Raw genomic sequence first — 11,280 nt, 5'->3', positions numbered from 1 at the left:
TCCCCGGCATCCCCGCCCCGAACCACTCCGCGGCCGGGAGCGACCGATCCCGCGCCGCCGCCGGCTCGCCGCGCGTGAACGCCCGCGTGCCGCCGAGCCGGAAGCGGATGCCGACCACTCCCCCGGCGCCGGTCTGGGCTACGTCGAAGCGGCCCCGGGTGACGGGGCCCGTGACCCAGGTGCCGCCGCCGACGGCCCCCGCGCGCCGGACGCCGCCCCATTCGCGGGTCAGGTGGATCGCGGGCTCGTCGAGGGTCGCGGCGCGGTGGACCTCTCCGGGTTCGAGGTCCCAGCTCACGGACCAGTAGCGGTCCACCCAGCGGCGCAGGGCCGGGGCGGGCAGGGCGTGGTCGTAGCGGGCACGGCGCAGGAACTCCTCGGGACGCAGCACATGGCCGTACATGTGCGGGTGGGATCGCGCGTCGGCCGGTCCCGTCGCGTTCGTCCTATCGCCGTCCGACGCCATGGGGGCAGTGTGGCAGGCATGACGACGACGCACCCTGACTCCGCCCCCGATTCCGCCCCCGACCGCTCGCAGGCCGCCGTCGCGCGCCTGGCGATGATCACCCTCGATGCGCTCGAGACCGAGCCGCTGGCGCGGTTCTGGTCGGAGGTGCTCGGCTGGCCGATCGTGCACCTCGAGAAGGAGTACGCGATGCTCGCCGGCCCTTCGCATGCGCTCGGCATCGGCGCGGTGCCGGACCATCGGCCGCCGTCCTGGCCGGACAGCGGCGCGAAGCAGTTCCACTTCGATCTCGCGGTCGAGGACCTTGAGACCGCGGCGGCGCGCTGCGTGGAGCTCGGCGCGGAGCGGGTGGAGGAGCAGCCGGGGTCGACGTGGATCGTGCTGCGCGATCCGGCGGGGCACCCGTTCTGCCTGACCGACGCCGCGAGCTGGGGCTGAGCGGTCAGCGCTCCTCGCTCGCGAGCTGGGCGTAGCTCATCCCGTCGAGCCAGCGTCCGCTGCGGTGGAGGGACTCCTCGCGGAAGGTTCCCTCGAGGCGCATGCCGATCTTCTCCATGACGCGGCGGGAGGCGAGGTTCTCGGCAAAGCAGGATGCCTCGACGCGGCGCACGCCGAGCCCGTCCACGGCGATGTCGCGCAGCGCGGCGGCGAAGGCGGTGCCGAGTCCGCGGCCCTGCACGGCCGGATCGAGCACCCAGCCGATCTCGGCCTGCTGGCCGGCGGCCTGCTCGCGCATGTCGGCCTGGGACCAGGCGTCCTGCCGCTGGATCTTCCCGGCGGCGACGATCCGGCCGTCCCGGAGGCCGACGACGCAGGTGTCGAGGGTGCGGTCCCACCACTCCTGATGGTCGGCGAGGGTGGGGCTGAGGGTGGTGGTCCATTCCTGCACCTCGGGCAGGCGGTACCAGGGCCAGACCGCCTCGGCGTCCTCGCTGCGGCCGCGGCGGAGGGTGAGCAGGTCGGTGTGCAGCGGCCAGTCGAGCTCGTCGAGGGTGCGGGTCATCGCGCCAGGGTACGCGGGCTCAGAAGGGCGGTGGGCCGAAGCCGTCACGGGGGTCGAGGCCGGGCGGACCGGGGTCGTCGGCGTCGCTGGCGTCGGGCCGGGACCAGTACTCCTGGAGATGCTCGCCCCAGCGCTCCTCCTCGATCGCGTCGAGTCGTTCCTGCGGCGATTCGTCGAGCGCGCCGCTGTGCAGGATCGCCTCGAACTCGAGATCGGCCTCGTACTGCTCCCAGGCGCGGCGGAGCTGCTGGCCGAGCTCGCGAGTGACGAGGTCGCCGTCGGGCCTGGAGTCGCAGACGGCGAGCTCGCCGATCCTCCACCGGGTCACGCCGGTGGTCTCGTCCCGGACCGGGTCGAGGAGGCCTGCGGTCTTCATGCGGTGGTGGCGGCGGCAGAGACGGTGCAGGTTCTCGATCGTGGTGGGTCCGCCGCGGGCGGGGTGCTCGAGGTCGAACTCCTCGATGTGGTCGCTCTCGCCGACGGTCATGACATTGCAGTCACAGCCGGGGACGGCGCAGACGGGGTCGATGAGGCGCAGGTTCTCCGCCATCGCGCGGCTGACCCGGTAGGTCCTCGAGGCGGCGGGGGCGTAGCCGCCCCTGGCCGGGTCGGCGAGGACGCGTTCGAAGGCGGGAGCTTTCGCGGCGAGCTCGCGAGCCATGCGCGCGGGGATCGGGATGGTGCCGTCGAGCGTGGCGGGCGCGTGCGAGCGTCCCAGCAGGGTCAGCATCGGCACGACGACGGAGATCCGGAAGGCGGGCTCGGGCACCTCAACGCCGCCGGTCGCGAGCGGGGAGCGGGTCATCACTGCGTAGCGCAGCGCGGGAAGCGGCATGGGTCGGCCCTCGCGGGCGACGTCGCCGTCGAGGTCGAAGGGGATCGGTGCTCCGGTCTCGAGCGCCTGGCGCTGGGCGTCCTGGACGGCGCGGGCGGCGGAGTCGAGACGGCGGCCGAGCGCGAGGAGCTCGGGGATCGGGCCGACGACGGTGAGGCAGCCGGTGCCGTCGCCGTCCGAGGACGGGGTGAGGTGGACGGCGCGCTGCTCGCGAGGCGTCTCCTGCACGGCGGCGCAGCCGAACCAGTCGATCAGCAGGCGCAGCTCGCGGTAGAAGCGCTCGACGTCGATCGCGTCGAGCTGCCAGGTCGCGACGCGTTCGTCGACCTGACGGCGCTGGTGGGAGGACAGCCGCAGCACGCTGCGCAGCAGCCACTCGAACCAGTCCACCGGCAGCTCGCCGGCGCCGACGCGGGCGAAGCAGGCGGGCAGGTCGGTGACGGCGACGTGCGCGTCGCGCAGGCGGTTCTCGCCCCGGCCGAGCTTCGTGCGCAGTCCGGCCGCGGCGGCGAGGGCGTGCAGGGTCTTCTCGTCGCCCTCGTCCTCCTCGGTCCAGAGGGAGGCGAGGTCCTGCATCTCGGCGACGTAGAAGGCGGCCTGCTGCTCGCGGCGCCGGCGGTAGATGCGCAGCACCGTCTCTGCCTCGGCGGTGCGGGGTGCGACGTCGGCGCGCTCGACGAGGGACTGCGGTGTCAAGGGCCGGCGGGCCCGCACGGGGCGACGCGGCGGCTCGCCCGGGCGGACGGAGGCGGCAGGGATGGAGGCAACAGGGTCGTCGGGGCGGGCAGATGCGGGGCGCGGCGGCACATCGAGGCGTGGCTCGTCTCCCATCGCTCTTCCTCCCCCGCGTCTTGATGAGCGTTCTTCGTCGACCGCTCCGTGCTCCTCATTCTACGACTGATATCCGGCATTCTCCAGAGGCGCCGCCATCTCGCCGGAATTTGTGGATAACCGGGGCGTGGGGAGGAAACATTGCGCGGAAATGCACAGCCATTCCACATCGTGTGGATACTCGTGGGTCACCTGCACAGGTCGCGGCTCGTCGTGCGTGACGCGCGAACGCCAGGCGCACAACCAGGAGCCAGCCTCACGACATCTCACACGCCCCACCAGGAACATTCTTGACCGTCGTCGGAATACACAAATGCGCGACCAACGCAAGGCGTGGTCCTGAATTGTGGATGGAGCTCTGCCGGACCGAGAATTGCGGGCAGATCGATGTGGACGGAGTGCATGTGCGCCTCGAGGCGCGGCCGACGAGAGCCGAGGCGACTGCGGGCATGACGCGGGGCCGCGGGAGACGCGAGCGTCGCGATCCCGACGGGGCGGCGGTCAGTCCGCGGCGGGAGCGCCGTCCGCCGCGGCCTCCTCCTCGACCAGCGGCCCTCCGAACTGCAGCACGGTCTCGCCGTAGGACTTCGTGCCGTCGTCGGCCCAGCCGTCGGGCCATTCGACGGGGCGGCTGCGGGAGGAGCGCTCGAGGACGACCAGGGCGTCATCAGCGAGCGCGGGGCGGAGCGTCACGAGGAGCTGCTCGAGCTCGTCGGTGGAGACGTCGTAGGGCGGGTCGAGGAAGACGAGGGTCGCGCCGTGGCCGGCGAGGCCTGCGGCGACCGTGGCGGCCTTCCCAGCGCGAACGTCGACCCGGTCGGAGAGCCCGAGGTCCGCGGCGGTGCGGCGGAGCTGGCGGACCGTCGGCCCGTGGACCTCGACGAGGACCGCATGGGCGGCACCGCGGGAGAGGGACTCGAGGGCGAGCGCGCCGGTGCCCGCGTAGAGGTCGAGCACCCGGGCGCCCGCGAGCGCGTCCCAGCCGTCGAGGCGGCTGAACAGGGCCTCGCGCACGCGGTCCGAGGTGGGACGGGTGCCCTTCCCGGGCGGGCCGGGAATGGTGCGCCCTCCGAGAGCGCCGGAGATGATCCGCGGCATGTCAGCTCCTCTCCACGTCGGGGTCGGCATCGCGCAGTCGCGCGGCGACGGCGGCCGCCAGCTCGGGGTGGCCGTCAAGCTCGGGGTCCTCGGCGATGAGGGAGAAGGCGTCCTCGCGGGCGGCCTCGATCCAGCGGGCGTCGCGCAGCACGTCGAGGTGCTTCAGGGTGCGCTGCAGGCCGGACTGCTCCTCCCCCACCAGGTCGCCGGCGCCGCGGCGGCGCAGGTCGAGCTCGGCCAGGGCGAAGCCGTCGGGCGCATCGGCGATCGCGCGCAGGTGCCGTGAGTGCACCTCGTCCACGACCGCGCTGGTGTCGAAGAAGGCGAGGCCGGGGTGCTCGCCGCGGCCCACCCGTCCGCGCAGCTGGTGCAGCTGGGAGACGCCGAAGCGCTCCGCGTCCAGCACGATCATCACCGAGGCGTTGGGGATGTCGACCCCGACCTCGATCACGGTGGTGGAGACGAGCAGGTCGAGCTCGCCGCGCACCATCTGCTCCATGACCTGCTGCTTCTCCTCTCCGCTGAGCCGGCCGTGGAGCACGCCGATGCGGGCGTCCGCGAGCTCGGGGCGGGAGGCGAGGCGCTCGGCGGTCTGGACGACGCCGCGGACGGGGTCGAGGGCGGGGGTCTTCTCCTTGCCGTTCTCGTCGAGGACGGGCTGCGCGGGGGTGTCGTCGGCCTCGTCCTCGTCGATCCGGGCGCAGACGACGAAGACCTGTCGGCCCGCGCGGATCTCCTCGCCGGCGCGCTGCCACATGCGCTGCTCCCAGGCGGGGAGCTTCTCGTGGACCACGAAGCTCTCGACGCCGGCGCGGCGGCCGGGACTCTCGGCGAGGGTGAGCACGTCGAGGTCGCCGACGGTCGCGAGCGCCGCGGTGCGCGGGATCGGGGTCGCGGTCATGACCACGACGTGGGGGCTCATTCCCTGCGGACCCTTGGCGCGCAGCCGCCGACGGTGGTCGACGCCGAAGCGGTGCTGCTCGTCGATGACGACGAGGCCGAGGGAGGCGAACTCGACGCCCTCGGTGAGCAGGGCGTGGGTGCCGACCACGATCCCGGCCTGGCCGGAGGTCACGTCGAGCAGGGTCTCGCGGCGCGCGGAGGTGCGCTGGGAGCCGGTGAGCAGGCGCACCCGGGTCGCCTCAGGCGCACCGTCGAGCTGGCCGGCGCGGCCGAGCTCGCCGAGGAGCTCGAGCACGGTGCGGTGGTGCTGCTCGGCGAGCACCTCGGTGGGGGCGAGCATCACGGCCTGGTGGCCGGAGTCGACGGCGCGGAGCATGGCGCGCAGGGCGATGACGGTCTTGCCGGAGCCGACGTCGCCCTGGAGGAGGGCGCTGGTGGGGTGGCCGTTGCCGATGCGCTCGGCGAGCAGGTCGCCGATCTCGCGCTGGCCGTCGGTGAGGGAGAAGGGCAGACGCTCGTCGAAGAGCTGCTGGAGCGGGCCCTCGGCGCGCAGCTGCGGGGCGGGGGTGCGCTCGTCCTGGGCGCGGCGCTGGGCGAAGATCGCCTGGAGGACGAAGGCCTCCTCGAAGCGGAGGTGAGCCATGCCGCGGCGGGTGTCGTCCATGGTCAGCGGGGTGTGGACGAGACGGGCGGCCTCGGCGAGGTCGGGCAGGCTCCGGCGGCGCAGGACCTCCGCGGGGACGGCGCTGGTGGCGGAGCCGGCGAACTCGAGGCACTTCTCCATCGCGGAGCGCATCGTCGCGAGCGAGATGTTCTGCTTCAGGGGGTAGACGGGGCGGGGACGCTGTGCCCAGGCGCGGCCCTCCTCGGTGTCCTCCACGGTCTCGAAGTCGGGATGGGTGAGCTGGAGGCCGCCGCGGTAGTCGTCCCGGCCCACCGCGCCGTGCACGCCGATGGTGGCGCCGACGGGGAGTCGCTTCGCGTACCACTCGACGTGGTGCTGCTTGGGAAGGAAGAAGGTCAGCGGCAGCTCGTCGGAGCCGTCGGAGACGGTGGCCTCGACGATGAAGCCGTAGCGGGACCTCATCTGCCGCGAGCGGAACGACTCGACCTGCACGATGGCGCTGACCTCCTGTCCCTCGGAGATCTCGCGCAGGGAGCGCAGCGGGGCGGGCTCGACGTAGCGGCGCGGGACGAAGCGGAGCATGGCGTCGAGATCGCGCACGCCGAAGGAGGCCATCGCCTTGGACTCCTTGGAGACCAGCAGCCCCGTCAGCGGCATGGAGCCGCGCGTGGCGGAGGTCCTCCTGGCCATCGTGGCGACCCCTTCCGTCCCGGTAGAGTGCTGGTGCAGTGCCCATCGTGCCATTGCCCTGCGACATCGTGAGGGACTCCACAGGACTGTGGACGGGCCCTCCTCTTCAGACGCCGGGGCATCTGGGCTATGATTCCGTGGTTGCCCTGACCGCCGGGGGCTCGCACCTCCGTGCTCACCCAGGTCACCGACCCCGCCGTTCCGGCGCGGGGGCTGGAGCGGGCACCGCGATCAGAACATCGACGTACCAGGAGACGACAGTGGCTGCTTCCACGTGTGACATCTGCGCCAAGAGCCCGCGCTTCGGCAAGGCCGTGTCCCACTCGCACCGCCGCACCTCGCGTCGCTGGAACCCGAACATCCAGTCGGTCCGCACTGTGATCAACGGCACCAGCAAGCGCGTGAACGTGTGCACCTCCTGCCTCAAGGCAGGCAAGGTCAGCACGCTCGGTGCCTGAGCGAGACCGCAAGGACTCAATTCCACGAGAGCCCCCACCCGATCGGGTGGGGGCTCTCGTGCGTCCGGGGGAGGCTCCGGACCGTACGGGGTGGGTCGCGGGCGAGGGCGCGGTGAGAGACGGCGGAAGGGGGTCGTGCGGGCTCCCTCGGAGGTGTCGAACGCGGGCGCACCCGCCGCCATTCCCAAATGTTTATCGCTGTATTGAGCGATACCGCCCACCGGCGCTGTGTCGCGGGTGGGGCGGCGGTCCGCCTCACGGCGAGGCGGACCGCCGCCCCGACCGTCACTCCGCCGCGGCGCCCGCGAAGGTGGCGGTGTCGATGACGGCGCGGAAGCGGACGTCGCCGGCGACCACGCGCTCGTAGGTCGCGTCGGCCTCGTCGACCGAGATCGCCTCGATCTTCGCGGCGATGCCGTGCTCGGCGCAGAAGTCGAGCATCTCCTGGGTCTCGGCGATGCCGCCGATGTTGGAGCCGGCGAGCACCTTGCCGCCGCCGATCAGCGAGCCGAAGCTCAGCGCCTGCTTCTCCGGCGGGAGGCCGACGACGGCCATGACGCCGCGCGGGGCGAGCAGGCGCAGGTAGCGGTCCACGGGGATGTCGGCGCTGATCGTGTTGAGGATCAGGTCGAACTCGCCGCGGTGGTCACGGAAGAAGTCCTCGTCGGAGGTCGCCAGGACCCGCGTCGCACCGAGGGCGAGGGCGTCCTCCTCCTTGCGCAGGGTGCGGGTCAGGACGGTGACCTCGGCGCCCATGGCGGCGGCGATCTGCACGCCCATGTGGCCGAGCCCGCCGAGGCCGAGCACGGCGACGCGCTTGGCGCGGCCGGAGACCTGCTCGCCGGCACCCCAGCGGCGCAGCGGGGAGTAGGTGGTGATGCCGGCGCACAGCAGCGGGGCGGCCTGGTCGAAGGGGATCTCGTCCGGGATCCTCAGCACGAAGCGCTCGTTGACGACGACCTTCTCGGAGTAGCCGCCCTGGGTGATGGTGCCGTCGAGGTCCTCCGCGTTGTAGGTGCCGACGTTGCCGGCCAGGCAGTTCTGCTCCTGGTCGGCGAGGCACTCCTCGCAGGTCCCGCACGAGTTCACGAGGCAGCCCACGCCCACGCGGTCGCCGACCTTCCAGTCGGTGACGTCGCTGCCGACGGCCGAGACGGTGCCGGCGATCTCGTGGCCGACGGTGAGCGGGAAGTGCGCCTCGCCCCACTCGTTGCGGATGGTGTGGATGTCGCTGTGGCAGATGCCGGCGGCCTCGATGTCGATGACCACATCGTCCGGACGGGGGTCGCGGCGCTCGATCGTGGTGACGCGGAACGGCTGGTCCGGGCCGGTCTTCTGCAGGGCCTTGACGGTGATCGGCATGGTGGTGGTGCTCCTCCGTGGCGTGCGGGTCGGGCGCAGTCGCGCCGCGGGCCAGCCTAGTCCGAGCGGGGACCGGCGTGCTCAGGCGAAGTGGTCGAAGCCCTCGCCGGGGATCGGGGCACCGTCGAGGGTCACGGCCGGTCCGTCCCCCGCCTCGTGGAGCCGGCCGATGGAACGGAAGCCGGTCGGCACCTCGTCCGGGGCGAAGGCGGCGAGCATCGCGTGCTCCTCGGCGCCGTGGAGGACCCAGGCCCAGGGGTCCTCGCCGAGATCGTCGGCGAGGGCGGCGAGGGCCTCGGCGTCCGGGGCGAGGGCGGCGCGGTCGAGGTCGATCCGCACCCGCGAGGCGGCGGCGAGGCGGCCGCCGTCGCGGACCAGCCCGTCGGAGAGATCCATCATGGCGTGCGCGGTGCGGCCGGCACCCCAGCCGAGGGACACGTCGACCTCGGGGGCGTCGTGGTGGCGGACGAGATCGGCGGCGTCGGGGGCGGTGATGTCCTCCAGCGAGATCGAGCCGGCGGCGTCGACCTGGGCCTTCCCGCCGAGGACCAGGGCGAGGCCGGCGGCGGAGCGGCCCAGGCGCTCCGTGCCGATCGCGAGCACGTCGCCGGGGCGAGCGCCGGAGCGCAGCACGGGCGCGTCGCCGGGCGCCATCGCGCCCATCGCGGTGACGGCGAGGGTGAGGCGGTCGGCGCGGCCCAGGTCGCCGCCGACGATCACCGCGCCGTCGGCCGCGGCGCGCTCCGCGAGACCGCCGCTGAGCTCCTCGAAGACGGACGGGTCCGTCCCCGGCGGCGCGGAGAGCGCGACGACGAGCGCGAGCGGGCGGGCGCCCATCGCGGCGACGTCGGCGAGGTTCTGCACAGCGGCCTTCCGACCGATCCAGCGCGGGAGCGTCGCGCCCGGCAGGAAGTCGTGCCCCTCCACCAGCGCATCGGTGGTGACCACGAGACGGTCCGAGGGCAGGCGCACCACCGCGGCGTCATCGCCCGGACCGACCTCGACCTGCTCGCCCGTGGGGAGCTGCGGGAGCACGGCGGCGAGGATCGAGGCCTCGGAGAGGCCGGGGCGGGGCTGTGCGGTCATCGCCCCAGTCTGCCCGATCCCCGGCTCCCCGATCCCACCGGTACCCTCGGTACGTGCTTCCTCGACGTGCCGCCGCCCTCTCCCTCACCGGGCTGCTCGCCCTCGGCCTCGCCGCCTGCGGCACCGTGCAGGTGCCCGCCGGGGAGGCCGCAGCGGACCCGGTGTGCGCCGACATCGTGCTCGCCGCCCCGCCGCAGGTGCTCGGCATGGACCGGGTGGAGACCTCGAGCCAGGGCACCGCCGCCTGGGGCAGCGGGGAGGACACGGTGGTGATGCGCTGCGGCGTGACCCCGCCCGACCCGACCACCGACCAGTGCACCACCCTCGCGGACGAGAACGAGATCGAGGTCGACTGGGTCGTGAAGGAGGTCGAGGGCGACACCTTCCTGTACACGACCTACGGCCGCGAGCCCGCGATCGACGTGTCCGTGCCGCGCTCGGCGGCACCGGACCAGCCCTCCGCCGCCGCGCTCGACCTCACCCAGGTGATCACCCGGAACATCGAGGCGACCGCCCGCTGCATCGGCCCCGGGGACGAGGGCTACGAGGGCTGAGAAGGCTCAGCGCCGGCCGAGGCTCAGCGCTGGCCGAGGCGGCGCGAGGCGGCCTGGTCCACGAGATCCGCGATCAGATCGGCGTAGCTCAGGCCCATCGACTCCCACAGCACCGGGAACATCGAGTACGGGGTGAAGCCCGGCATGGTGTTGACCTCGTTGACGATCACGCGGTGATCGGCGGTGACGAACATGTCGACCCGGGCGAGGCCCTCGAGGCCGAGCGCCCCGAAGGCGCGCCGGGCGATCTCGCGGGCCTCCTCGAGCACCCCGTCGGGCAGACCCGCGGGCACGTCGATGCTCACGGTGCCCTTGCCGAAGTACTTCGCCTCGTAGTCGTAGAAATCGAGGTCGGCGCCGACCTTCACCTCGCCGGGCAGAGTGGTGCGGGGCTCGCCGCCGTCGCGCGCGGCGAGCACGCCGCACTCGATCTCGCGGGCGACGACCCCCTCCTCGATGAGGACCTTGGGGTCCTCTCGGAAAGCGGCCTTCATGGCGTGCTCGAGCTGCGAGGCCTCCTCGACGCGGCTGACGCCGAGGCTGGAGCCGGCACGGGCCGGCTTGACGAACCAGGGTCGCGGATGGTGCCGCTCGAGGTGGGCGAGGACGCGGCCGGCGCCGTCGGCCCAGCGGTCTTCGTGCACGACGATGCCGGGGGCGCACTCGATGCCGGCGGCGCGCAGCGCGACCTTCGTCGCGGCCTTGTCCATCGCGGTGGCCGAGGCGAGGACGCCGGAGCCGACGTAGGGGATGTCGAGCATCTCGAGCATGCCCTGGACGGTGCCGTCCTCGCCGTAGGGACCGTGCAGCAGCGGCCAGACGACGTCGACCTCGGCGAGCGGCTCGACGCGTCCCTCGCGCACCACGCGCAGCGCGGTCCTCTCTCCCGCGCGGTGGCGGGAGGAGGGCAGTAGCACCTCGTCGCCGTCGGCGGCGACCTCGGGGGCGCGGCCGTCGACCATCGTCCAGTCCGAGGGATCGTCGGAGACGTGGACCCAGCGGCCCTCGGGGGTGATGCCGATCGCGACGACGTCGAAGCGGGTGCGGTCGATCGCGGCGAGGATGCCGCCGGCGGTGATGCACGAGATGCCGTGCTCGCCGCTGCGGCCGCCGAACAGGAGGGCGACGGAGGTGCTCATGGGGTCGAGGGTAATCACTCCGGGCGGACCGAGCGTGACAGCAGGGCCGTGGTGACCTCGTCGATCCTCGCGCCGTGGTCCACGACCGCGACCACCGAGCGGGTGATCGGCATGTCCACGCCGTGGCGTGCGGCGATGTCGGCGACGGCGCGGGCGGTGGCGACGCCCTCGGCGGTCTGGCCCACCTCCGCCGCGGCCGCGGCGACGTCGAGCCCGCGACCGAGCGCGAG

12 protein-coding genes are annotated in these 11,280 nt (G+C 73.3%); 3 read left to right on the top strand and 9 right to left on the bottom strand.

From position 1 onward, the window contains the following. A partial coding sequence (locus tag HMPREF3159_RS05690) for a DUF6597 domain-containing transcriptional factor (protein ID WP_371441693.1) occupies window positions 1-403 on the bottom strand: 403 nt, incomplete at its 3' end. A gap of 81 nt (window positions 404-484) precedes the next feature. Here HMPREF3159_RS05690 and HMPREF3159_RS05685 point away from each other — a divergent pair. Continuing rightward, window positions 485-904, top strand: coding sequence for a VOC family protein (locus tag HMPREF3159_RS05685; RefSeq protein ID WP_070500065.1), 420 nt, complete (start codon window positions 485-487; stop codon window positions 902-904). A gap of 4 nt (window positions 905-908) precedes the next feature. Here HMPREF3159_RS05685 and HMPREF3159_RS05680 read toward each other — a convergent pair whose 3' ends face one another. From HMPREF3159_RS05680 to HMPREF3159_RS05665, 4 genes are all read right to left on the bottom strand, one after another. Further along, window positions 909-1,469, bottom strand: a complete 561-nt coding sequence (locus HMPREF3159_RS05680; RefSeq protein ID WP_070500064.1) for a GNAT family N-acetyltransferase — start codon at window positions 1,467-1,469, stop codon at window positions 909-911. A gap of 19 nt (window positions 1,470-1,488) precedes the next feature. Next, window positions 1,489-3,000 carry an HNH endonuclease signature motif containing protein gene (locus tag HMPREF3159_RS05675; RefSeq protein WP_070500063.1) on the bottom strand — a complete coding sequence of 504 codons (1,512 nt, stop codon included), beginning with the start codon at window positions 2,998-3,000 and terminating at the stop codon, window positions 1,489-1,491. Window positions 3,001-3,636: 636 nt separating this feature from the next. Continuing rightward, entirely contained in the window at window positions 3,637-4,233 is a 597-nt protein-coding gene (rsmD, locus tag HMPREF3159_RS05670; protein WP_070500062.1) for a 16S rRNA (guanine(966)-N(2))-methyltransferase RsmD, read from the bottom strand. Window position 4,234: 1 nt separating this feature from the next. Then, the gene (locus tag HMPREF3159_RS05665; RefSeq protein ID WP_070500061.1) at window positions 4,235-6,451 is read right to left on the bottom strand and encodes an ATP-dependent DNA helicase RecG; all 2,217 of its coding nucleotides are present in this window, start codon (window positions 6,449-6,451) and stop codon (window positions 4,235-4,237) included. A 260-nt stretch (window positions 6,452-6,711) separates the two neighbouring features. On the opposite strand from HMPREF3159_RS05665, the gene rpmB reads away from it, so the two are divergent. Beyond that, window positions 6,712-6,909: a 50S ribosomal protein L28 gene (rpmB, locus tag HMPREF3159_RS16595; RefSeq protein WP_082358657.1), complete on the top strand. Its 198-nt coding sequence runs from the start codon at window positions 6,712-6,714 to the stop codon at window positions 6,907-6,909. Window positions 6,910-7,194: 285 nt separating this feature from the next. Here the strand turns inward: rpmB and HMPREF3159_RS05655 are convergent, their stop codons facing one another. Continuing rightward, the gene (locus HMPREF3159_RS05655; RefSeq protein WP_070500059.1) at window positions 7,195-8,271 is read right to left on the bottom strand and encodes an NAD(P)-dependent alcohol dehydrogenase; all 1,077 of its coding nucleotides are present in this window, start codon (window positions 8,269-8,271) and stop codon (window positions 7,195-7,197) included. 81 nt (window positions 8,272-8,352) lie between these two features. Beyond that, the gene (gene thiL, locus HMPREF3159_RS05650; RefSeq protein ID WP_070500058.1) at window positions 8,353-9,357 is read right to left on the bottom strand and encodes a thiamine-phosphate kinase; all 1,005 of its coding nucleotides are present in this window, start codon (window positions 9,355-9,357) and stop codon (window positions 8,353-8,355) included. Between the two features lie 53 nt (window positions 9,358-9,410). On the opposite strand from thiL, the gene HMPREF3159_RS05645 reads away from it, so the two are divergent. Further along, on the top strand, window positions 9,411-9,911 hold the full coding sequence (locus HMPREF3159_RS05645) for a DUF3515 family protein (protein ID WP_070500057.1): 501 nt from the start codon (window positions 9,411-9,413) through the stop codon (window positions 9,909-9,911). A gap of 23 nt (window positions 9,912-9,934) precedes the next feature. Here the strand turns inward: HMPREF3159_RS05645 and HMPREF3159_RS05640 are convergent, their stop codons facing one another. Both HMPREF3159_RS05640 and HMPREF3159_RS05635 read right to left on the bottom strand, forming a co-directional pair. Continuing rightward, complete coding sequence (locus HMPREF3159_RS05640; protein ID WP_070500056.1) at window positions 9,935-11,050, bottom strand: D-alanine--D-alanine ligase family protein; 1,116 nt, start codon at window positions 11,048-11,050, stop codon at window positions 9,935-9,937. A 14-nt stretch (window positions 11,051-11,064) separates the two neighbouring features. Beyond that, window positions 11,065-11,280: NAD(P)H-dependent glycerol-3-phosphate dehydrogenase (locus tag HMPREF3159_RS05635; protein ID WP_371441692.1), on the bottom strand; the 216-nt coding region annotated here is incomplete at its 5' end.

The organism is Brachybacterium sp. HMSC06H03 (genome assembly GCF_001807385.1).
Taxonomy (GTDB): Bacteria; Actinomycetota; Actinomycetes; order Actinomycetales; family Dermabacteraceae; genus Brachybacterium; species Brachybacterium conglomeratum.
The sequence above is the reverse complement of the archived record's forward strand: the minus strand, read 5'-3'. Positions and strand labels throughout refer to the sequence as shown.

Bases quoted from the DNA above. Each gene is read 5' to 3' on its own strand.
- HMPREF3159_RS05685 (WP_070500065.1), top strand. From the start codon at position 485: ATGACGACGACGCACCCTGACTCCGCCCCCGATTCCGCCCCCGACCGC.
- HMPREF3159_RS05680 (WP_070500064.1), bottom strand. From the start codon at position 1,469: ATGACCCGCACCCTCGACGAGCTCGACTGGCCGCTGCACACCGACCTG.
- rsmD (WP_070500062.1), bottom strand. From the start codon at position 4,233: ATGCCGCGGATCATCTCCGGCGCTCTCGGAGGGCGCACCATTCCCGGC.
- HMPREF3159_RS05665 (WP_070500061.1), bottom strand. From the start codon at position 6,451: ATGGCCAGGAGGACCTCCGCCACGCGCGGCTCCATGCCGCTGACGGGG.
- HMPREF3159_RS05655 (WP_070500059.1), bottom strand. From the start codon at position 8,271: ATGCCGATCACCGTCAAGGCCCTGCAGAAGACCGGCCCGGACCAGCCG.
- thiL (WP_070500058.1), bottom strand. From the start codon at position 9,357: ATGACCGCACAGCCCCGCCCCGGCCTCTCCGAGGCCTCGATCCTCGCC.
- HMPREF3159_RS05640 (WP_070500056.1), bottom strand. From the start codon at position 11,050: ATGAGCACCTCCGTCGCCCTCCTGTTCGGCGGCCGCAGCGGCGAGCAC.